The sequence below is a fragment of the Sphingobium wenxiniae genome, from assembly GCF_007830065.1.
Classification (GTDB): Bacteria; Pseudomonadota; Alphaproteobacteria; order Sphingomonadales; family Sphingomonadaceae; genus Sphingobium; species Sphingobium wenxiniae.
The window spans coordinates 47,144-66,885 of the sequence record NZ_VLKK01000005.1 but is presented as its reverse complement, the minus strand read 5'-3'; the positions used below and the strand labels follow the sequence as shown (position 1 = coordinate 66,885).

At 64.7% G+C, this 19,742-nt stretch carries 22 protein-coding genes; 4 read left to right on the top strand and 18 right to left on the bottom strand.

Annotated features, from left to right (window positions below; genetic code table 11):
* Positions 1-42 precede the first annotated feature (42 nt).
* The 10 genes from IQ35_RS08390 to IQ35_RS08345 form a co-directional block, all read right to left on the bottom strand.
* Positions 43-234, bottom strand: a complete 192-nt coding sequence (locus IQ35_RS08390; RefSeq protein ID WP_145072634.1) for a hypothetical protein — start codon at positions 232-234, stop codon at positions 43-45.
* 125 nt (positions 235-359) lie between these two features.
* A complete protein-coding gene (tilS, locus tag IQ35_RS08385; RefSeq protein WP_145072632.1) occupies positions 360-1,304 on the bottom strand; it encodes a tRNA lysidine(34) synthetase TilS in 945 nt (314 codons plus the stop codon).
* Positions 1,305-1,309: 5 nt separating this feature from the next.
* Positions 1,310-2,218, bottom strand: a complete 909-nt coding sequence (locus tag IQ35_RS08380) for a hypothetical protein (RefSeq protein WP_021244279.1) — start codon at positions 2,216-2,218, stop codon at positions 1,310-1,312.
* A 91-nt stretch (positions 2,219-2,309) separates the two neighbouring features.
* Positions 2,310-3,230, bottom strand: coding sequence for a helix-turn-helix domain-containing protein (locus IQ35_RS08375; RefSeq protein WP_145072630.1), 921 nt, complete (start codon positions 3,228-3,230; stop codon positions 2,310-2,312).
* A gap of 75 nt (positions 3,231-3,305) precedes the next feature.
* Positions 3,306-5,579 (bottom strand): phosphoenolpyruvate--protein phosphotransferase, encoded by a 2,274-nt coding sequence (gene ptsP, locus IQ35_RS08370; protein ID WP_031290793.1) that lies wholly within the window; start codon positions 5,577-5,579, stop codon positions 3,306-3,308.
* A 91-nt stretch (positions 5,580-5,670) separates the two neighbouring features.
* Complete coding sequence (locus IQ35_RS08365; protein ID WP_145072628.1) at positions 5,671-6,138, bottom strand: SRPBCC domain-containing protein; 468 nt, start codon at positions 6,136-6,138, stop codon at positions 5,671-5,673.
* Complete coding sequence (locus IQ35_RS08360) at positions 6,135-6,626, bottom strand: VOC family protein (RefSeq protein ID WP_145072626.1); 492 nt, start codon at positions 6,624-6,626, stop codon at positions 6,135-6,137. Before IQ35_RS08360 ends, IQ35_RS08365 begins: the two co-directional genes overlap by 4 nt.
* A gap of 12 nt (positions 6,627-6,638) precedes the next feature.
* A complete protein-coding gene (locus IQ35_RS08355; RefSeq protein ID WP_145072623.1) occupies positions 6,639-7,430 on the bottom strand; it encodes a VOC family protein in 792 nt (263 codons plus the stop codon).
* Between the two features lie 26 nt (positions 7,431-7,456).
* Positions 7,457-7,819, bottom strand: coding sequence for a DUF1428 domain-containing protein (locus tag IQ35_RS08350; protein ID WP_021244274.1), 363 nt, complete (start codon positions 7,817-7,819; stop codon positions 7,457-7,459).
* Positions 7,820-7,850: 31 nt separating this feature from the next.
* Entirely contained in the window at positions 7,851-8,297 is a 447-nt protein-coding gene (locus IQ35_RS08345; protein ID WP_021244273.1) for a VOC family protein, read from the bottom strand.
* A gap of 141 nt (positions 8,298-8,438) precedes the next feature.
* On the opposite strand from IQ35_RS08345, the gene IQ35_RS08340 reads away from it, so the two are divergent.
* A complete protein-coding gene (locus IQ35_RS08340) occupies positions 8,439-9,119 on the top strand; it encodes a winged helix-turn-helix transcriptional regulator (RefSeq protein ID WP_021244272.1) in 681 nt (226 codons plus the stop codon).
* On the opposite strand, the gene sugE is transcribed toward IQ35_RS08340, so the two are convergent.
* The 4 genes from sugE to IQ35_RS08320 all read right to left on the bottom strand — a co-directional run bounded on the left by sugE (position 9,094) and on the right by IQ35_RS08320 (position 13,004).
* On the bottom strand, positions 9,094-9,414 hold the full coding sequence (sugE, locus tag IQ35_RS08335) for a quaternary ammonium compound efflux SMR transporter SugE (protein WP_021244271.1): 321 nt from the start codon (positions 9,412-9,414) through the stop codon (positions 9,094-9,096). The two genes, IQ35_RS08340 and sugE, sit on opposite strands and share 26 nt — an antisense overlap.
* A 115-nt stretch (positions 9,415-9,529) precedes the next feature.
* Entirely contained in the window at positions 9,530-10,552 is a 1,023-nt protein-coding gene (locus IQ35_RS08330) for a hypothetical protein (RefSeq protein ID WP_242003307.1), read from the bottom strand.
* A gap of 52 nt (positions 10,553-10,604) precedes the next feature.
* Complete coding sequence (locus tag IQ35_RS08325) at positions 10,605-11,618, bottom strand: NAD(P)H-dependent flavin oxidoreductase (RefSeq protein ID WP_145072621.1); 1,014 nt, start codon at positions 11,616-11,618, stop codon at positions 10,605-10,607.
* Positions 11,619-11,738: 120 nt separating this feature from the next.
* On the bottom strand, positions 11,739-13,004 hold the full coding sequence (locus IQ35_RS08320; RefSeq protein WP_021244268.1) for an aspartate kinase: 1,266 nt from the start codon (positions 13,002-13,004) through the stop codon (positions 11,739-11,741).
* Between the two features lie 84 nt (positions 13,005-13,088).
* Between IQ35_RS08320 and ubiG the strand changes: the two genes are divergently transcribed.
* On the top strand, positions 13,089-13,838 hold the full coding sequence (gene ubiG / locus IQ35_RS08315) for a bifunctional 2-polyprenyl-6-hydroxyphenol methylase/3-demethylubiquinol 3-O-methyltransferase UbiG (protein WP_021244267.1): 750 nt from the start codon (positions 13,089-13,091) through the stop codon (positions 13,836-13,838).
* A gap of 126 nt (positions 13,839-13,964) precedes the next feature.
* On the opposite strand, the gene IQ35_RS08310 is transcribed toward ubiG, so the two are convergent.
* Positions 13,965-14,783: an HpcH/HpaI aldolase/citrate lyase family protein gene (locus IQ35_RS08310; RefSeq protein WP_021244266.1), complete on the bottom strand. Its 819-nt coding sequence runs from the start codon at positions 14,781-14,783 to the stop codon at positions 13,965-13,967.
* Between the two features lie 111 nt (positions 14,784-14,894).
* Between IQ35_RS08310 and IQ35_RS08305 the strand changes: the two genes are divergently transcribed.
* Positions 14,895-15,860, top strand: a complete 966-nt coding sequence (locus IQ35_RS08305; protein ID WP_145072619.1) for an SPFH domain-containing protein — start codon at positions 14,895-14,897, stop codon at positions 15,858-15,860.
* 15 nt (positions 15,861-15,875) lie between these two features.
* Positions 15,876-16,319 (top strand): NfeD family protein, encoded by a 444-nt coding sequence (locus IQ35_RS08300; protein ID WP_021244264.1) that lies wholly within the window; start codon positions 15,876-15,878, stop codon positions 16,317-16,319.
* 387 nt (positions 16,320-16,706) lie between these two features.
* Here IQ35_RS08300 and IQ35_RS08295 read toward each other — a convergent pair whose 3' ends face one another.
* The 3 genes from IQ35_RS08295 to IQ35_RS08285 all read right to left on the bottom strand — a co-directional run bounded on the left by IQ35_RS08295 (position 16,707) and on the right by IQ35_RS08285 (position 19,722).
* Positions 16,707-17,522 (bottom strand): ferredoxin--NADP reductase, encoded by an 816-nt coding sequence (locus IQ35_RS08295; protein ID WP_021244262.1) that lies wholly within the window; start codon positions 17,520-17,522, stop codon positions 16,707-16,709.
* A 162-nt stretch (positions 17,523-17,684) separates the two neighbouring features.
* Positions 17,685-18,002, bottom strand: coding sequence for a hypothetical protein (locus tag IQ35_RS08290; RefSeq protein ID WP_021244261.1), 318 nt, complete (start codon positions 18,000-18,002; stop codon positions 17,685-17,687).
* Positions 18,003-18,123: 121 nt separating this feature from the next.
* Entirely contained in the window at positions 18,124-19,722 is a 1,599-nt protein-coding gene (locus IQ35_RS08285) for a phosphoenolpyruvate carboxykinase (RefSeq protein ID WP_145072617.1), read from the bottom strand.
* Between the last annotated feature and the right edge of the window lie 20 nt (positions 19,723-19,742).

Sequence of the window (19,742 nt, the reverse complement as noted above, 5' to 3'; positions counted from 1 at the left end):
CGCAAGCGGATCGGAAAAGGAAGCCGCAAAGCCTCCCGCGCGTCAGCCTCCCGCGAACAGGGTGAGCGCGACATAGGCCAGCACCAGCACGATGCCCGCCGACACGCCGCAGAGCAGGTAGCCCAGGTAAAGCAGCAGCGGCGGATGAGGACGCGCCAATTTCCGGTTGCGTTGCGCCGCCGAAAGGATGACGCTGGCCAATAAGCCGTAGGTCAGCGCCGCGAACTCCATCATGTCCCGATAATCCTCCTCGTGAAGTCGGCGGGATTAACCATGGCGGCCGTTAAGAAAAGATCGTTGCACCGCACCAAAGCGACAGAGCGTGGAAGAGACGCGCCGATCCGTGGAACTTTGTTCCCCTATCGGCGCGGCGGCGCCGGAAGGAGGGACCATCCAGAGCCGCCGACGAGCAGCCAGCCGCCCAGACTCGCCTTTTTGCCCATTGCGGCCATGGCAATGGCGCGATCCACCGAGTCGCCTCTGGGCGGGCGCGCGCTTCCCGTGGCCAGCGCCCACATGGTAAGCAGCAGGCGGCGCTGCAATTCGCGGGGGAAGTCGGTGCGATCCAGACGCCAGCCTTCCCCTTCCCTCCGCAGATGGCGCGCCGCCAGTCGGTCGACGGTCCATTGCAGCGCCTGCTCGACCTCCGCCAGGGCCGATGCGCTGCGCACCGCCGCCTGGGGGTCCAGCCAGTCCGCATCCGCCAGAGCGCTTCGCAGGACGGAACGGTCGAAGCGGGGATCGGCGTTGGAAGGGTCCTGCACATGCGGCAGCGCTTCTATGTCTGCGAGCGCCTGAAGCCGCGCCTTCCTGACAGCGAGCAGCGGACGCAGCACATGCCCGGCGCGCGGCCTGATCCCCGCGAGGCCGCTGACGCCCGCGCCACGGTTAAGGCGCATGAGCATGGTTTCGAGCTGGTCGTCGGCATGATGCGCGGTGAAGATCCAGTCCAGCCCGCGCTCCTCGCGCCACGCCTCCAGCCGCGCATAGCGCTTAGCGCGCGCCCAATCGTGCAGATTGCCGGTGCGCGGGGCGGCGGGATGCAGGACGGCATGGGCGATGCCGTGGGCGGCGCACCATGCAGCGACCATGCGCGCCTCCGCCGCCGATTCCGGCCGAAGGCCATGATCGACGGTCGCGGCCTCCACCCGGCCCGGAAAGGCGCGGACGGCAAGGAAGAGCAGCGCCATGCTGTCCGGCCCGCCCGACACCGCGATTCCAAAACGCGCCTGCCCGGCTCCATCCCCGGCCAGCCCTTCGACCGCATCGCGCAGATGCGCCTCCAGCGCGGCCGTTTCCTTCATGCCGGTCAGCTACATTTGGCCCTGACGCGGCCCTTTTCCATCATGCCGCGCAGGCCCGCCGACAGGCTCGCGCCATAGACCTGCTCCAGTTCCGCATAGACCTTGCAGGCGTCGGCGGGCTTCTTGAGCTGGATCAGCGCTTCGCCCAGATAGGTGAGGCTGTCGGGCGCGCGCTCGCCGCGTGGGCGCTTCTGGTAGTTTTCGTAGAAGGCGACCGACGCGAGCGCTGGCTTGCCGTCGTCCAGATAGGCGCGGCCCAGCAGGTTCTGCGCGCGGCTGCCGACGGAACTGTCGCCATATTTCTCCACCGTGGCCTTCAGCTGCGTCTGCGCTTCGGGATAGAATTTGGCGTCCCACAGGCGGAAACCATAAGTATAGGCATCGCCCGCCGAATCTCCCGTATCGGGCCGTTCGATGGCTGCGACCGCCGTCTTGCGCGCATCGTTCGCCTCAGCCGGTGCGGCGGTCCGGGGAGAGGGCGCCGCACCGGTCGAGGGTGCGGACGCGGTGGGCCTGACTGCCGGAGGGGTGGAGGATACAACGGCGCTGCCCTGCTCCGCCTTATATTTGTTGAAGGCGTCCTCAAGCTGTTTGAGCTTGTAGCTGTTCTCCTCGACCTGCCCCGTAATCGAAGCAAGCTGCGATTCCAGCGCGCCCACTCGCGCGGTCAGATCCGCGATCGGGGCGGAGGATGGGCTTCCGGGCGGGGGCGTGGTGGTGGCAGGCCGCGTGATTTCCGGCTCCACCGGCGTGCCGGCGGGAAAGACCTTGCGCTGCACGGCGCGCAATTCCTTTTCGATCCGGTCGACCCGCGTGTCGAGCGGCACTGTCTGGCCGACGGCCGGCATGGCGAACAGCAAAGAAGCCGACACCCCCAAAGCCATTGCGGAGGGCGCAAGAAAGGCGTGACGCATGATTATCCCCGACTGAATCCTTCGCCTTAACCATAAGGCGATATTCTGCGCCGTAAAGCGCGACTTTCATCCCGCAACCGGCCCCCCCCGGCTAGTTGGCGGGCGCTCCTTCCGCCGGCGGCGCGGCAGGCGATGCGGCGGCAGCGCTCCCGTCCCCGGAGGGTAAAGCCGCAGCCGGACGCTGTGCGGGCGCAGCTGCCGATGGCGACACTGCCTGACCGGCGGGCGTGGCGCGCGACAGCAGCGCCTCCGCCCCGACCGGCACATCGGCGATGGTGCGGTCGGCGGCGCCCAGCGGCGGAACGGGCTTTCCGCCCACCGTGACATCCAGCGCCTGCGGCCGTCCCGTCAGGATCATCGGATTGCGGGCGTTGGCAGGCAGGGTGAAGCTCTCACCCTTCTTCATCAGCCCGTCCTTCAAACGCTCACCCGCTTCGTCATAGATGCGCAGCCAGACATCGTCGTTCGCCGTGAAGACCACCGGCTGATTGGCGGGAGAAACGGGCGCGGCGTTGGCAGGGCGCTGCTGCGCCGTTGGCGCGGCGTCCTTCTGCTGGGCGATTTCCTCGGTCGTGGGCGGCGTCAGCAACTGCGAACGCCAGAGCGCGAAGCCGGCAATCACGACGATGGCGATGGCGGCCGCCGTCCATGCCAGCGCGCGGGACGGCACACGGGCCGGATCGGCCGGTTCGAACACTTCATAGCGGTTTGCGCCCAGTTCGGAATTATGGACGGCATCGCGCACCTCGGCGGCGATCGCCACCTCGTCCATGTCCACCGCGCGGGCATAGGCGCGCGCGAAACCCACGGCATAGGGGATGCCGGGCAGTGCGGTATAATCATCCTTTTCAATGGCTTCGAGCTGGCGCTGCGCGATTCGCGTACGGGTCGCCACATCCTGGATCGAAAGCCCCCGCGCTTCCCGCGCGGCGCGCAGCCTGGCGCCGGGGGTGGAGGGCTGGCTATCCTGCGCGTCGACCGCGCCGGTTTCGATTTCCGGTTCTTCTGCCATGTTGCTCCGCGACCCCTGGGATGGGTCGCCTTGTCTCATTGTGGGACGGGGATTGTCAACGCCGGGAAATATGCTTCAACTCAGTTCGACGCCCTTGTCCGCCGCCCATTGGCTGAGGCTGCCCCGGATATCGACGACGCGGCCATCCAGCATGTCGCGCATGAACACCTGCAAAGCCGTGACGTCTACGGACCGGATCATCGCTTTCACCGGCCCGACCGAGGCCGGGGTGATCGACAATCGCCGCACGCCCAGGCCGATCAGGGCCATCGCCTCCAGCGTTCGACCGCCCATTTCGCCGCACACGCCGACCGGCACCTTATGCGCTTCGCAGGCGCGCACGACCCGGTCGAGGAAGCGAACGATGGCGATGCTGAGCCAGTCGTAACGCTCCGCAAGACGCGGATGCGCGCGATCCGCCGCGAACAGGAACTGCGTCAGGTCATTGGTGCCGATGGACAGGAAATCGACGCGCGGCAACAGAATGTCCAGCACCTCGGCCAGCGCGGGCACTTCCAGCATGGCGCCATATTTGACCGCGATCGGCACCTTCTTGCGCTGCTTCACCAGCCATTCGCGCTGATGTTCCACCAGGGCGCGGGCTTCCTCATATTCCCAGGGTTCCGACACCATCGGGAACATGATGTGCAGCACCTTGCCCGCCGCCGCCTCCAGCAGGGCGCGGGCCTGCGCCTTCATCAGCGCATCGCGGTCCAGCGCCAGCCGCAGGGCGCGCCAGCCCATCGCCGGATTGTCCTCCAACTCCTCATTCTCGCGCTGCATGTAGGGCAGCGCCTTGTCGCCGCCGATATCGACGGTGCGAAAGATGACGGGCCGGTCGCCCGCCGCGTCCAGAACGTCCTTGTAGAGCCGCTGCTGCTTTTCCCGCTGCGGCAGGGTGGAGGACACCAGGAACTGAAATTCGGTGCGAAACAGGCCGATGCCGTCCGCGCCCACGACGTCGAGCGCCTGCGCGTCATCGCGCAAACCCGCATTGACCATCAGCTCGATCCGCGCCCCGTCCTGCGTGACGGACGGCAGATCGCGCATGGCGGCAAATTCGGCGCGGCGCTTCTGCGTGATGTGCAGCTTGTTCTCGAACGCCTCGTCCATGTCGGCGGTCGGGCGGATGAGCAGCGAATTGGCGCCTACATCCATAAGGAGCAGGTCGCCTTCGTTCACCTGGTGCCGAATGTCGCGCACGCGGCCCAGCACCGGCACGCCCATGGCGCGCGCGACGATGGTGACATGGGCGGTCAGCGATCCTTCCTCCAGGATCACGCCTTTGAGCCGCCGCCGGTCATATTCCAGCAGCTCGGCGGGGCCAAGGTTGCGGGCGATCAGGATCGCGTCCTGCCGCAAGCCAAGCTGCGCCGCCGTGCCAAGCTGCCCCGACACGGTGCGCAGCAGGCGGTTGGACAGATCCTCCAGATCGTGCATCCGGTCCTGCAACAACGGATCGTCGATCTGGCGCATCCGCATCCGCGTGCGCTGCTGCACCCGTTCGATAGCGGCTTCGGCGGTCAGGCCGCTGTCAATGGCTTCGTTGATGCGGCGGATCCAGCCTTCGTCATAGGCGAACATCTTGTAGGTTTCGAGAACCTCCTGATGCTCGCCCTCCATGCCGAAATCGATCGATCCGGTCATGCGGTCGACCTGCTCGCGCATCTTCGCGAAGGCGGAGAGGAGGCGCTGGCGCTCCGCCTCCACATCCTCCGCGACAGTGTGTTCGATATGGACGCGGGGCTGATGGAAGACCGCATGGCCGCGCGCCATGCCCATCACCAGTTGCAGGCCATGGAGGACGACGGTGCCGGTTTCCTGCTCGCGCTGGTCGACGGGGCCGTCATCGGCCAGTTCGGCATTGGCGATCAGTTCGGCCAGCACCATGGCGACGGTCTGGAGCGCCTCTATCTCCACTTCTTCATAACGGCGCGGCTCGACATGCTGCACGCAGAGCACGCCGATGGCCCGCTCCCGCCGGACGATGGGCACACCCGCGAAGCTGTGGAACAATTCCTCGCCCGTTTCGGGGCGATAGGCATAATCGGGATGCGACGCCGCCTCATCCAGGTTCAGCGTTTCGACATTGGTGGCGATCAGGCCGACCAGCCCCTCCCCCATCGCCATGCGGGTGACATGGACCGCTTCCTGCTTAAGGCCGCGCGTGGCGAAGAGTTCGAGCACGCCTTCACGCACGAGGTAGATGGAGCACACTTCGCTCGACAGCGACTGGCCGATGATGTCGACCACCTTGTTGAGCTTGGCCTGCGCGCTCGTTCGCGCCGCCATGACCTCCTGCAAGCTGGTGAGGATCAGGCGGGCGGCGGCGGCTGGCGTGCTGGGCATGTCCATGCGCTATCAGATCAACAGGCCGCGTCCAATGCGATTTCGTATCGAAACCGATAAAGCCCGCAGCCGCCGCCGACCCGCCGTCTCGTCAGGCGCTGGCGGCGGACGTTTCACAAAGCGCCTTGAACTGATCCGCCATCTGGTCCCAGCCGGGGTCGAAGCCCATTTCCAGATGCTTTTCAAGCGTTTCCGCGTCCCAATGGCGCGCTGCTGCGGTGAAGCGCGTGCCCTCCCCTTCATCGGCGAAGCTCCACACCGCGGTCATGAAGGGAGGCTGCGGCACCCAGCCAACGGCATAGGCGTCGGTGGAAACGACGCGCTCACGCGGCACCACCTCCAGGAAAATGCCCTCCATCGGACCCGTGTCCTCGCCATCGGGACCATACATGCGGACTGCGCTGCGGCCGCCGGGGCGCAGATCCTCCTCGATCACCTCGGCCCGCCAGGGCTTGGGGCAGAACCATTCGTCCTTGAGGTCGGTCCACACTTTCCATGCGATCTCGCGAGGCGCGTCGATATGGCGCGTCACCGACAACTCAAATTCCGTGCCGCTCATACTGGTTCCCCCTCGAAAGCCGCTTTCAGCGCGGCGATATCCAGCTTTCCCATGGTCATGAGCGCGCTCATCATCCGGCCGACCGCCTGCGCGTCGCCGCTCTTTTGCAGGGCGAGTATCTCTTCGGGCACTATCTGCCATGACAGGCCATATTTGTCCTTGAGCCAGCCGCACGGCCCCGGCTCCCCGCCGTCGGCTGTCAGCGCGTCATGCCAGCGGTCCACTTCCGCCTGATCCTTGCAGGATACAGACAGCGACACCGCTTCGTTGAAGGCGAAATGCGGGCCCCCGTTCAGCGCCTGGTAGCTCTGACCGAACAGGGTGAACTCCGCCACCAGCACATCCCCCTCCTTGAACGGGGACGGAGAAGACGTGCCAGGCGGATAGGTGCTGACGCCGTCCACCGATCCGCCAAAAACGGAAACGTAGAAGCGCGCCGCCTCCTCGGCCTGTCCGTCGAACCACAGGCAGGGGGAAATCTTCGACATGACGCCTCTCCTTCAGCTTGAGCGCATGCCGACCAGCGCGAACATCGCGCCCTGCGGGTCGGTCGCCTGGATGATCCATGCGCCGCCGGGCACCTCCATCGGGCCGTTGAGCACGGTCCCGCCGCCCGCTTTCACCTTGTCCACCGCCGCATCGATGTCGCCCACCACGAAATAGAACAGCCAGAGCGGCTGCGGCATTTCGGCGGGCTTCTTCATCATGCCGCCCGACATGCTGTTGAAATCCGTGCCGCCGCTCAGGGAAAAAAGCTGGTAGCTGCCCATCTCCCCCATATCCATGGCGTCGCCTTTCCCCCAACCGAATTGCGATATGTAAAAGGCAAGGTCTGCGTCGAAATCGCCGGAATAGAGTTCATGCCAGCCGACATGGCCCTTCGCCATGGGCGAAGCGGCGTCCATCCCTTCGGAGCTGGAGCCGTTGAGCAGCAGGAAGGTCGCGCCGCCCGGATCGCCCATCACCGCAAAGCGTCCCACGCCCGGAATATCTTCCGGCGCGCGTTGCACCCTGGCGCCCGCTGCGGAAAGGCGTTTCACATCGGCATCGACGTCCGCCGACCCGATATAACCGCCCCACCAGGGACTCATGCCGCACGCCCCGGCCTCCGCCGGGATCGCCATGATCCCGCCCAGCGGCCCGGCGCTGCCCGAAATCACATGATAGCTGTGATCGCCGCCTTCGAACGCCTGCGCGCTCCACCCAACCACGTCGCCGTAAAAGGCAAGGGCCGCCTGCGGATCGCTGGTCATCAGTTCATACCAGAAGAATTTGCCAGTCAGATCGGTCATCGTCCGTCTCCCTGATTGCCGGCCGTTCAGGCGCGCTCGTCCAGCAGCACCGAAAAGCCGCCGTAAACCATCCGCGCGCCGGAAAAGGGCATGTCCTGCCCTTCCTGCGGCTTCATGCGTTCATCGGCCATCACCTTGGCCATGCCCGCGTCGCGAACGTCCTTTGAAGGCCATTCGATCCAGGAAAAGACGACTTCCTCGTCCTCCTCCGCGATGACGCAGGTGCGGAAATCGTTGATCTTCCCTTCCTTGATGTCATCGCCCCAGCATTCGACCACGCGGATCGCGCCATGTTCGATGAAGATCGGCGCGGCATAGGCCGCCGCCTCCTTGTAAGCCTGCTTCTTGCCCTTGGGCACAGGCACCACGAAACCGTCCATATAGCTCATGATCGCTCTCCTAATGTCCCGGTCCGGATTTTCAGGCAGCCGCAGGCTCCCCCTGTCCGGCGGTCAAAGCCGCCTCCACATCCATCCACATCACTTCCCAGATATGGCCATCGAGATCCGCGAAATTGCGGCCATACATGAAACCATGATCCTGTTTGGGATTAGGCTCCGTCCCGCCCGCCGCCAGCGCCTTTTCCACGGTCGCGTCGACATCCGCACGACCCACTTCGCTAAGCGCCAGCAGCACCTGCGCGGTTTCATGGGCATCGGGAATCCGGCGCGGGGTGAAGCCGCTGAACCGCTCATGCGTCAGCAGCATGGCGTGGATCGTGTCGGAAAAGCTTATCATCTGCGCGCTGTCATCGGCGAAATCATTGTTCCGCACCGCGCCGACCGCCTCATAAAAGGCTATCGAGGCAGGCAGATCCTTCACAGGCAGGTTCACGAAAATCATCTTCGGAGCAGGGGCATTCGACATCACACATCTCCTTGGGATTATCTGGTCCGGCATCGCATCGGATTGGATTGGAGCGGGCGAATCGCCGACTTGAACTTTGTGCACCAATCACTTATTTTATGCAATAATTAAGTTATAAAAGATAACTATGGACTCTCAAACGTGAAGAAACGAGCCTATCTGGATGGATGCGCGGTTGCCCATGCGCTCGACATCATCGGGGATCGCTGGGCCATGCCCATCATGCGGGAATTGATGCTGGGGCCGAAGCGCTTTACCGATCTGCGCGCCAGCCTGCCCGGAATCAGCGCCAATGTGCTGACGCAGCGGCTGGAGGAGCTGGAGGCGGCCAGCATATTGATCCGCCGCCGCCTGCCCCCGCCCGCCGCCAGCCAGATTTACGAGCTGACCGACTGGGGCCGCGAGTCGGAAATATTGTTCCAGGTGCTGGGCCGCTGGGCCTGTCGCTCCCCCACGATGCAGCCAGGCCAGCCTATGAGCAATGTGTCGGTGATCCTGTCGATGCGCACGATGATCGACCGCAGCCGGATCGGCGACATGGACGCCACCATCGGGATGCGCTTTGGCGAGGAGACGTTCCGCGCGACGTTAAGGGATGGCGATTTCACCGTCGGCCGGGGCGAGGCGGATGGCGCGGACGCGATCTTTTCGGGCGACCAGAATGCGCTCGCCGCCATCGTCTATGGCGGAGCGCGGTTCGAGGATGTGGCGGGAGCGCTGACGGTCGAGGGCGACCGGGCGCTGGCCGAACGCTTCGTGCGGCTGTTCCCCCTGCCTCCCAAGGCGCCCTCCACGGTCATGCCGGAGACGACAGCTTCATGAGCAGCAGACCGCCAAGGATCAGCGCGGCGGCCAGCAAGCGCATCGCTGAGGCTCCCTCCCCCAGGAAGACGACGCCGGCCAGAAACGCGCCGACCGCGCCGATGCCGGTCCAGATCGTATAGGCCGTGCCCAGCGGCAGGCTCCGCATCGACAATGAAAGCAGCGCGAAGCTGCCGATCATCGCGACCAGGGTGACGATCGTGGGCGTCAGGCGTGAAAAGCCCTGCGACTGCTTCATCGCGAATGCCCACACGATTTCCAGCAGACCGGCGATAATCAGATAGATCCAGGCCATGCGGCCCCCTTTCGCAAAGAGAGCCGGGCCGTCCCGGACTTATGCCCGCATCAGGCGGGGGAGGACGTGGCCTCGCTTGCCGCCCAGATAGTTGGCGCGCTCCCGACAGGCAAGGTCAGCGCTGCGCGGGCGGCAGCGTCGGCACGACGGGCACAGGCGGCGTCGCGACAGGCGGCGCTGGAGCGGGTTGCATCACTGGCGCGGACTGCGGCGCTGCGGGCAGGCTCGGCCTGAAGCCCGGAGGCGGCGCTTCGCCCGGCGGCACTGGCGGGGGCGGCAACGGCGTGGGGGACACGACCACCGTCACGCTCGCGCCGAAGCGGGCCTGCCATTCGGCCAGCCGCCGCAGATAGTCGGCATAGGCGTCGTAGAAATCCTGGAACGGCTTTTCCAATGCCGTCAGCGCTTCGGGCGCATAGGCCAGCAGCGAAGCGGAAGGCATCGACAGCATCTTCGCCCCGACCTCTATGGCAGCCTTGCAGAAGGTCGGCTGCACCGGCGGCAGCGAGAAGAAATTATAGACGACGGTGTTGAGCTGTTCGCGCCGGGCGATCCCGGTACTGCCATATTCGAACTGGTAGTTCCGGTCGACGGCGGCGTTCGCCGCGCCCAGGACCGCCTTATGGACATGCAGCATCTGATTATATTGCAGCCGCGCCAGATCGCCCGCTTCATGACAGGACAGCGCGGCGACGTTCAGCGCCATGCGGACATGCCACAGTGCCGTGTTCGACGTGACGCCGCGATTGGGCGTCAGCCGCTTCCCGTCCGCGCCGACATCCGGAACGCTCATGCCCTCCACTGCGCCCATGGGCGGAACGGGCCTTATGGTTTCAATGACCGGCGGCGGGGCCACGACCTCCTTCTTCGGCGTGGAGCAACCCGCGATCAGCGCGAGCGTCGTTATGGACGCCACTGAACGGAAGCGACGAAATGCGGTACGCGGCGGCACCTGTATCCCCTTTTTCCATATATTATCCGGACAGCAGAAACTCATGCCAAAAGCGGGGGTTCCTGACGACTGCACCGGACTCGCTTCGTCCAGAAAGGGATTCGGTTCGCCGGGTTTCGGCTTGGCGATGACGGGCGCCGCAAGCTCAAAGTCGTGCGACAGCCGGTTTCGGCCAGTTGCGGCCATCCAACCTCCGTGGCGGGAATCCACCCAAAACCGCCATCCGATCCCGGTGCTCTCAGGCCGCGCGGCGTTCGAGCGCGGACGCGGCTTCGGCCATCAGTTGGGCGATGATCTCGGCGACCGGCTCTTCCTTGCTCACCATGCCGACGGACTGGCCCGCCATCAGCGATCCGCCCTCCACATCGCCGTCGATCACCGCGCGGCGGAGCGCCCCCGCCCAATAATGCTCGATCTGCAACTGCGCCTCGTTCATGTCGACCGCGCCGCTGTCCAGCAGGTTGGCGACTTCGCGCTGCTTGGCGGTGAAAGCTTCGGTGCCCATATTCTTGAGCGCGCGGACGGGGATGACCGGCAGGCGCGGGTCGATCTGGACGCTGGCGATGGCGTCGCGGGCCGACGCGCGGAAGAACGCCTTCTTGAACGCGGGATGGGCGATGCTTTCGGCGGCGCAGGCGAAGCGGGTGCCAAGCTGCACGCCCGCCGCCCCCATTTCCAGATAGCCCGCGATCGCTTCGCCCCGGCCGATGCCCCCCGCGACGAAGACGGGAAGCTGGGGCGACATTTCCGGCAATATCTCCTGCGCCAGCACGCTGGTCGCGACGGGACCGATATGGCCGCCCGCCTCCATCCCCTCGATGATGAGCGCGTCGACGCCCGACCGCGCGAGCTTCTTCGCCAGGCTAAGCGCGGGAGCAAAGCAGAGCAGCTTCGCGCCTCTGGCCTTGATCGCCGCGATGCTACCCTTGGGCGGCAGGCCGCCAGCCAGCACGACATGCCCCACATCATGCTTCGAACAGACCTCGATCAGCTCGAAAAGCTGGGGATGCATGGTGATGAGATTGACGCCGAAGGGCTTGTCCGTCAGCGCTTTGGTCGCCGCGATTTCCGTATCGAGCAGGTCGGGCGTCATCGCGCCGCAGGCGATCACGCCGAAACCGCCCGCATTGGAAATGGCCGAGACGAGATGGCGTTCGGACACCCAGCTCATCGCCCCGCACAGGATCGCCGTTTCGCAGCCCAGGAAATCAGTGCCGCGAGCCATCAGGGAAACGAGTTTGGCGCTGGTCATCTCAATAGTCCCGTCATCCCCGCGAAGGCGGTATCCATCTCCAAAGCCATCCCCAGGCGCCACCGCCCGGAGATGGATTCCCGCCTTCGCGGGAATGACGTCATGTGTAAAGCGTTTGGTTCAAGCCGCCGGCGCGTCCAGGCCGTAGGCCGTGTGCAGCACGCGCACCGCCAGTTCCGTCTCGTCCTCGTCGATCAGCACCGAAACCTTGATCTCGCTGGTGGAAATCGCCTCGATATTGATGCCGCGGTCGGCCAGCGTCTTGAACATGGTCGCGGCGATGCCCGCATGACTGCGCATACCCACGCCCACGACGCTGATCTTGGCGACTTCCGTGTCTGTGATGATGCGGCGGAAGCCGATCTCCTCCTTGCGCGCCTCCAGGATGTCGACGCTGCGGGCCAGGTCCGCGCGCGGGACGGTGAAGGTGACGTCCGTCTCTTCATTGTCCTTGGAGTCGTTCTGGATGATCATGTCGACGTTGATCGCCGCATCGGCCAGCGGGCCGAAGATGTGCGCCACCGCGCCCGGCTTGTCGGGCACGCGGGTCACGATGATCTTCGCCTCATTCTTGTCGTGGGCGATGCCGGTGATGAGCTGACGTTCCATCTTGGTTTCCTTGAGCTTGGCCTCCAGTTCCTCGTCGCTCACGATCAGCGTGCCGGGGAGGTCTTCCTGAGTGGGATCATCGAAGGAGGAAAGCACCTGGACGACCACGCCTTCCTTCATGGCAAGACCGACCGAGCGGGTCTGGAGCACCTTGGCGCCGACCGAGGCCAGTTCCAGCATCTCCTCATAGGTGACGAGGTCGAGCTTGCGCGCACGGGCCACGATGCGCGGGTCGGTGGTATAGACGCCGTCCACATCGGTATAGATGTCGCAGCGGTCCGCCTTCACCGCCGCCGCCACCGCCACCGCCGACGTGTCGGACCCGCCGCGGCCCAAGGTCGAGATGCGCCCGTCCTCCATCATGCCCTGGAAGCCGGGGATGACCGCGACCGTGCCCGACTGCATGGAAGCGATCAGGTCGGCGGTGTCGATCCGCCCGATGCGCGCCTTGGCATGGGCCTGGTTGGTGCGGATGGGAAGCTGCCAGCCTAGCCAGCTCCGCGCGTTCACGCCCATGGCCTTGAGCGTCATGGCGAGCAGGCCGCTCGTCACCTGCTCGCCGCTGGCGACGACCACGTCATATTCCGCCGGATCGTAAAGCGGCGAGGCTTCCTTGCAGAAGCCGACGAGTCGATCCGTCTCGCCCGCCATGGCGGACACGACAACGGCGACTTCATGCCCCTGATCCACCACATGTTTGACTCGCGCGGCCACATTGCGAATCCGCTCCATCCCCGCCATGGAGGTGCCGCCGAATTTCATCACGATGCGCGCCATTTGCTTGTCGAGCCTGCCTGCTGGTAAGAAAGAAAATGTCCCAAAAGGGCTGAAACGGCGCTCCTCTTAGCAGCGGATACGGATATGGCAAGCAACGCAAGCGCAACGACGACCGGCACCATCGATCCGCGCGAGGCGGCGCATTTCGGCGCGATGGCCGCGCAATGGTGGGACCCCGATGGCAGCAGCGCCATGCTGCACAAGCTGAACCCGGTGCGGTTGCGCTATATACGAGAGGCGATAGATTGCCGCTGGCCGGGAAAGGATAGCTCTTTTCAGCCACTTGAGGGCAGGCGCGCGCTGGACGTGGGCTGCGGCGCGGGATTGCTCGCCGAACCGCTGGCGCGCATGGGCGCTGCGGTGACGGCGCTCGACGCGGCGGAGGAAAATATCGCGGCGGCAAAGGTCCATGCACAGCCGCAGGGCCTCTCCATCGACTATCGCGCGACTCCGGTGGAGCAATTGGCGGAGGACGGATTCGATCTCGTCACCTCCATGGAAGTGATCGAGCATGTGGCCGATCCCGCCGCGTTCGTGGCGGCGCTGGCGGACAAGCTGGCGCCGGAGGGGCTGATGATCCTCTCGACACCCAACCGCACCCCCCTTTCCCGCGCCGCGATGATCTCCATCGGGGAAAGCGTGGGCGGCATTCCCAAGGGGACGCACGACTGGAACAGGTTCATCACGCCGGATGAACTGACCGCGCTGCTGGAGGACGCCGGGCTGGAGGTGATCGGGTCGAGCGGCCTTGGCTTCGATCCGCGCAAAGGTTTCGTGCTGTCGACCAACAAGGCGATCAACTATCTGCTGACCGTCCGCCATCGTCGGGAATAAGGCGACCGCAGGGGCTGGCCCTCCGCGACATCGCGCGGACGGAAGCGGCGACCGGCGACCTGCAAGAACAGCTCGACGCGGAGAGCAAGGCACGGGACGGCGAAAAGCCCTGATGGTGCGGGCCCGTCAGCCCTGCCCCACAGCCTCGGCGCGGGCGACGAGGGCCTTCGCAGCCTCCACATGCATGGATTCGATCATGCGGCCCTCGAACCGTTCCGCCCCGCCGGTCGCGGCCTCGATCAGGCGGCGGGCGTCCGCCAGCGCCTGCGCGTCCGGGCCGAAGACCTGGTTGGCGACCGGCACCTGGCTGGGGTGAATCAATGTCTTGCCGTCGAAGCCAAGCGCATGGCCCGCCACGCACTCCGCCTCGAATCCCGCTTCGTCGTCCAGTCGGTTGAACACGCCGTCGAACACCGCGATGCCCGCGGCGCGCGCGGCCAGGATCACGGCCTGAAGCGCCATCGCCAGCCCGTCGCGCCCGGCGATGGCGGGAATGCCGATGTCCTGTCGCAGGTCGTTGGTTCCCATAAACAGCGCCGCCGCGCCCTCGCCCGCCGCGATTTCCGGCGCGGCCAGCACGCCTCGGGCGCTTTCGATCATGGCGATGACCGGTTTTTGCGTGACGCTGAACACGTCCTTCACCTGTTTGGGACTTTCCACCTTGGGCAGCACCACATAGTCGGCGGCGGACTGTTTGGCGGCGATCATCTCAACGCCGTGCCAGGGAGTGCCCTCGACATTGATGCGGAGCGCCGTCAGCCGGTTCCCGAATCCTTCCGCCAGAGCCTCCAGAGCACCCGTGCGGGCATCCTCCTTCCTCTCGTCCGGCACGGCGTCCTCCAGATCGAGGATCACAAGGTCGCAGGGCAGCGTGCGGACCTTGGCGATGGCACGGGCATTGGACGCGGGCAGGAACAGCAGCGAGCGGGCGTGGCGAAGCAGCATGACGGCAATCGACTCCTTGGAAGAACGGTTCTTGTGACGGGTTTAGCCGGATTGCCTTTCCCCGTTAATCTTTTCACGGCATAGTCGGTCCTGTTCGGGTTGGGAGGACCTATGGTGACGACTTTCGCGCTTACGGTGACTTTGCTGGTGCTGTTCTACCTCGCGGTCAGCGTGAAGGTCGTGCGGCAGGGCTATCAATATACGATCGAGCGGTTCGGCCGCTTTACGGAAGTGGCGAAGCCCGGCCTCAATTTCTACCCCGCCTTTTTTTATGGAGTCGGGCGCAAGATCAACATGATGGAGCAGGTCGTCGACATTCCGGGACAGGATATCATCACCAAGGACAATGCCATGGTGTCGGTCGACGGCGTGGTGTTCTTCCAGGTGCTCGACGCGGCGAAGGCCGCCTATGAAGTGTCGGAACTCTATGTCGCGATCATGCAGCTTGCGACCACCAATTTGCGGACGGTCATGGGTTCGATGGACCTCGACGAAACCCTCTCCAAGCGCGACGAGATCAATGCGCGGCTGCTTTCCGTGGTCGATCACGCCACCAACGCGTGGGGCATCAAGATCACCCGCGTCGAACTGAAGGACATCCGCCCGCCCGCCGATATCGTCAACGCCATGGGCCGGCAGATGAAGGCCGAGCGTGAGAAGCGCGCCCTGATCCTCGAATCGGAAGGTCTGCGCGCATCGGAGATTCTCAAAGCCGAAGGCCAGAAGCAAAGCCAGATCCTGGAAGCCGAAGGCCGCCGCGAAGCCGCCTTCCGCGACGCCGAGGCCCGCGAGCGCGAGGCGGAGGCGGAGGCCAAGGCGACGCAAATGGTTTCCGAAGCCATCGCCAATGGCAATGCGCAGGCGATCAACTATTTCATCGCCCAGAAATATGTGGAGGCAGTGCAGCAGTTCGCGACCTCCCCCAATGCCAAGACGATCCTGTTCCCGGTGGAGGCGACCCAGTTGATCGGCACGCTGGGCGGCATCGGCGAACTGGCGCGGGAGGCGCTGGGCGGTGACAAGCCCTCGCCGCCTCCCCCGCCCGCCGCGCCGCCGCGCCGCGGTCCGTTCGCATAAGGGGACAGCCGGCCAATGGACATGCTCGCCATGCTGGAAGATCATTGGTGGTGGCTGATCCTTGCCGCCCTGCTGGGCATCGGCGAAGTGCTGATGCCCGGCGTGTTCCTGATCTGGGTCGCCATAGCGGCGGCGGTGACGGGACTGGCGGCGATGGCGCTGCCGGTCGGGATATCGTTGCAGTTCCTGATCTTCGCCATGCTCTGCCTGATCGCGGTATGGGGCGGGCGGCGCTGGTATGCGGCCAATCCAGTTTCGTCGGAAGACCCGCTGCTCAACGACCGCACCGCCCGGCTGATCGGGGAGGTCGTGACCGTGACCGAGGCTATCGAGAACGGGCGCGGGCGCGTGAAGGTGGGCGACGGCGTCTGGTCCTGCCATGGCCCCGAAGCGCCCGTGGGAGCACGGGTACGAATCGTGGGCGCGGAGGCTTCGATCCTGCGGGTGGAGCCAGTCTGACCGGACGGCGTCGATCCCATTCGACTTTCGGATGAAGGGGAAGGCAGGCTATACGAAAGAGCCGGAGGGCGCAGGCCGGGAAAGCGAAGCTGGCGCAGGTCGTCCGCGAAGCCGGGTTTGGGGAGCACGCGGCGGAAGGGGCCGTTCAATGGGGTGCTGGCAGCGCGGTAGGATGGGTTTTGGTCAGTTGCGGCCACACAACATTCGTCATCCCAGCGAAAGCTGGGATCTCTCTTTCTTAGGGCGCAACCGAGCCTAAATGAGATCCCAGCTTTCGCTGGGATGGCGATATTTATGTCCGTCTTCCACCCACAACCGCCATTCAAGCAACCGCCACAAAAAGGGCCGCATGGAGCAGCCCTTCCTTGCATCCTTCGCGGCAACCGATCACCCCACGAAAGCGCGTTCGATCACATAGGCGCCGGGCGCAGCGTTGGAACCTTCGGCGAAGCCGTTCTCCTCGAACCAGGCGCCGAACTGCTTGATCATCTCCATGCTGCCGCACATCATGATCCGGTCGGTCTCCGGATCGAATTTCGGCGCGCCGGGGATGCCTTCGAACAGCTTGCCATTCTCGATCAGCGCATCGATGCGGACATTGTTGCGGAAAGGTTCGCGCGTGACGGTCGGGACATAGTGGAACTGCCTGTCCGCCTGTTCGGCGACCAGCGGGTCTTCCGCCAGCTTGCCCGTCAGTTCGTCATGGAAGGCAAGGTCACTGACCCGGCGGACCGAGTGGACGATCACGACTTCCTCGTAAAACTCGTAAACGTCCGGGTCGCGCGACAGGCTGAGGAAGGGCGCGAGGCCCGTGCCAGTCGACAGCATAAACAACCGCTTGCCCGGCAGCAGCGCGTCGGTGACGAGCGTGCCGGTCGGCTTGCGGCCGAGATAGATCTGGTCGCCCGGCTGGATGAGCTGGAGCCGGGACGTAAGCGGCCCGTCCTGCACCTTGATCGACAGGAATTCCAGTTCCTCGTCCCAGGACGGGCTGGCGACCGAATAGGCGCGCAGCAGCGGCTTTCCATTGTCGCCCTGGAGGCCGATCATCACGAATTCGCCCGAACGGAAACGGAAGCTGGCGGGCCGCGTGATGCGAAAGCTGAAAAGATGTTCGTTCCAGTGCCGCACCGACAGCACCGTTTCCACGCTGAGCGCACCCGTTGGTTCCAGCACCGGCTTTTCGATCGTCACTTCGCTCAAGACCTTTATCCTTGCCAATTCATGCGAGGGACCGGCGCCTCGATGACGCTAGTTGCATATCGTTCGCAATAAATGATGCGTCCGCGAAATGGCGCGTGTGCAGCGCGATGGCAAGGCCAAAAAAACTTGTCGGGCCAAAAGCTGACCCGTCTTCGCCTGTCTTCAGCCGAACAGCCCCTTGGCGATGTTGCCCAGTTCGTTCAGCGGATTGCCGTCGCCGTCGCGGTCGAACAGGCTACCCAGCTTGCCCAGGATCGCTTCGGGACCGCCGAACTGGCCGAGCAGTTCCTGGAGCTTGTCCGCCGACACGCCATGTTCCGCCGCCGTTTCGGCGAGCGCGGACACGCTGGTTTCGCCGCCGCCGATCTTGCCGCCGATCTCGCTCATCAGCGCCTGCATCTGTTCAGGCGACACGCCGATTTTCGCGGCGATCGCTTCCAGCCCGCCCGCATTGCCCAGAAGATCATCAAACATGCCCATGTGCGACTCCCGCTATAGATCAAATCCAGATTAGCATCTCTATGGGACCGCAGAAAGCGAAAGAGCCGGGGAAGGCCCTTTCCCCTCCCCCGGCTCTTTCGCGAATCGGTCGCGGATGCCGTCAGACGGCGGCGGTCAGCGCCGCGCCGCGCACGGAGGCGTCCACATGTTCCTCGAACTGGGCGAAGTTGTCGACGAACTGCTTGACCAGCTTGCCCGCCGTTTCGTCATAGGCCACCTTGTCGTCCCACGTCGCGCGCGGATCGAGGATCGCGCTTTCCACGCCCGGCACCGCCACCGGCACCTCAAAGCCGAAATTCGGATCGGTGCGGAATTCCGCATTGTTGAGGCTGCCGTCGAGCGCGGCGTTGAGCAGCGCGCGCGTGACCTTGATCGGCATCCGCTTGCCCACGCCATATTTGCCGCCGGTCCAGCCGGTGTTGACCAGCCAGCAGGTGACGCCCCCTTTGTTGATCCGCTCTTTCAAGAGGTTGCCGTAGACCGACGGATGGCGCGGCATGAAGGGCGCGCCGAAGCAGGTCGAGAAGGTCGCGCTCGGCTCCGTCACACCGATTTCCGTGCCCGCGACGCGCGCGGTGTAGCCGGACAGGAAGTGATACATCGCCTGATCCGGGGTCAGCCGCGCGATCGGGGGCAGCACGCCATAAGCATCGGCGGTGAGGAAGATGATGTTCTTCGGCACCGGACCCAGATTGTCCGCGCTTGCATTGGGGATGAAGTCGATGGGATAGGAACCGCGGCTGTTTTCCGCGAGGCTGTTGTCGTCGAGGTCGATGACGCGGGTTTCCTCGTCGATCACGACATTTTCCAGCACCGTGCCGAACCGCTTGGTGGTGGCGAAGATTTCCGGCTCGGCCTCGGCCGACAGATTGATCATCTTGGCATAGCAGCCGCCCTCGAAATTGAAGACGGCGGTGTCCGACCAGCCATGCTCGTCATCGCCGATCAGCGTGCGGCTGGCGTCGGCGGACAGGGTGGTCTTGCCCGTGCCCGACAGGCCGAAGAAGACGGCCGTGTCGCCATTGGGACCGATATTGGCCGAACAGTGCATCGGCATCACGCCCCTGACGGGGAGCAGATAGTTGAGGATGCCGAAGACCGACTTCTTCATTTCGCCCGCATAGGCGGTGCCGCCGATCAGGATCAGCTTTTCGGTGAAGTTGACCGCGATCACCGTTTCGCTGCGGCTGCCGTGACGGGCCGGATCGGCGCGGAAGGTCGGCAGGTCGATGATGGTGTATTCAGGCTGGAAACCGGTCAGTTCCTCCGGCGTGGGGCGGACGAGCAGGGTGCGGATGAAGAGGTTATGCCATGCGCGTTCGTTGATGACGCGGACGTTGACGCGATGTTCGGGCTGCGACCCGCCAAAGAGGTCGGCGACATAAAGCTTGTCCTTTTCGCCCAGCGCCTTGAAGAAATCGGCCTTGAGCGCCGCGAAATGCTCCGGTGTCATGGGGACGTTGGTCTTGCCCCACCAGACCGTGTTTTCGGTTTCCGTATCCTTGACAATGAACTTGTCGCTTGCGCTGCGGCCGGTGTGCTTGCCGGTCTTGACGACCAGCGGGCCGTCCTTCGACAATATGCCTTCGCCATTGCGGATGGCGGCCTCCACCAGCGGCGCGGTGCCGAGGTTCCAGAACTGCGTCGCGTTGGTTGAGATACCCTGTTTGTCCAGGGTGATAGCGGATTTGGCCTGCACGCCTTTGCTCCTGAATAATG

Coding starts and splice junctions, on each gene's coding strand:
- IQ35_RS08330 (WP_242003307.1), bottom strand. CDS start 10,552: ATGGCCGCAACTGGCCGAAACCGGCTGTCGCACGACTTTGAGCTTGCG.
- IQ35_RS08360 (WP_145072626.1), bottom strand. CDS start 6,626: ATGTCGAAGATTTCCCCCTGCCTGTGGTTCGACGGACAGGCCGAGGAG.
- IQ35_RS08310 (WP_021244266.1), bottom strand. CDS start 14,783: ATGCTGCTTCGCCACGCCCGCTCGCTGCTGTTCCTGCCCGCGTCCAAT.
- ubiG (WP_021244267.1), top strand. CDS start 13,089: ATGGCAAGCAACGCAAGCGCAACGACGACCGGCACCATCGATCCGCGC.
- IQ35_RS08300 (WP_021244264.1), top strand. CDS start 15,876: ATGGACATGCTCGCCATGCTGGAAGATCATTGGTGGTGGCTGATCCTT.
- IQ35_RS08345 (WP_021244273.1), bottom strand. CDS start 8,297: ATGTCGAATGCCCCTGCTCCGAAGATGATTTTCGTGAACCTGCCTGTG.
- IQ35_RS08325 (WP_145072621.1), bottom strand. CDS start 11,618: ATGACCAGCGCCAAACTCGTTTCCCTGATGGCTCGCGGCACTGATTTC.
- IQ35_RS08380 (WP_021244279.1), bottom strand. CDS start 2,218: ATGCGTCACGCCTTTCTTGCGCCCTCCGCAATGGCTTTGGGGGTGTCG.
- sugE (WP_021244271.1), bottom strand. CDS start 9,414: ATGGCCTGGATCTATCTGATTATCGCCGGTCTGCTGGAAATCGTGTGG.
- IQ35_RS08305 (WP_145072619.1), top strand. CDS start 14,895: ATGGTGACGACTTTCGCGCTTACGGTGACTTTGCTGGTGCTGTTCTAC.
- IQ35_RS08320 (WP_021244268.1), bottom strand. CDS start 13,004: ATGGCGCGCATCGTGATGAAATTCGGCGGCACCTCCATGGCGGGGATG.
- IQ35_RS08355 (WP_145072623.1), bottom strand. CDS start 7,430: ATGACCGATCTGACTGGCAAATTCTTCTGGTATGAACTGATGACCAGC.
- IQ35_RS08365 (WP_145072628.1), bottom strand. CDS start 6,138: ATGAGCGGCACGGAATTTGAGTTGTCGGTGACGCGCCATATCGACGCG.
- IQ35_RS08350 (WP_021244274.1), bottom strand. CDS start 7,819: ATGAGCTATATGGACGGTTTCGTGGTGCCTGTGCCCAAGGGCAAGAAG.
- IQ35_RS08290 (WP_021244261.1), bottom strand. CDS start 18,002: ATGGGCATGTTTGATGATCTTCTGGGCAATGCGGGCGGGCTGGAAGCG.
- ptsP (WP_031290793.1), bottom strand. CDS start 5,579: ATGCCCAGCACGCCAGCCGCCGCCGCCCGCCTGATCCTCACCAGCTTG.
- IQ35_RS08375 (WP_145072630.1), bottom strand. CDS start 3,230: ATGGCAGAAGAACCGGAAATCGAAACCGGCGCGGTCGACGCGCAGGAT.
- IQ35_RS08390 (WP_145072634.1), bottom strand. CDS start 234: ATGATGGAGTTCGCGGCGCTGACCTACGGCTTATTGGCCAGCGTCATC.
- tilS (WP_145072632.1), bottom strand. CDS start 1,304: ATGAAGGAAACGGCCGCGCTGGAGGCGCATCTGCGCGATGCGGTCGAA.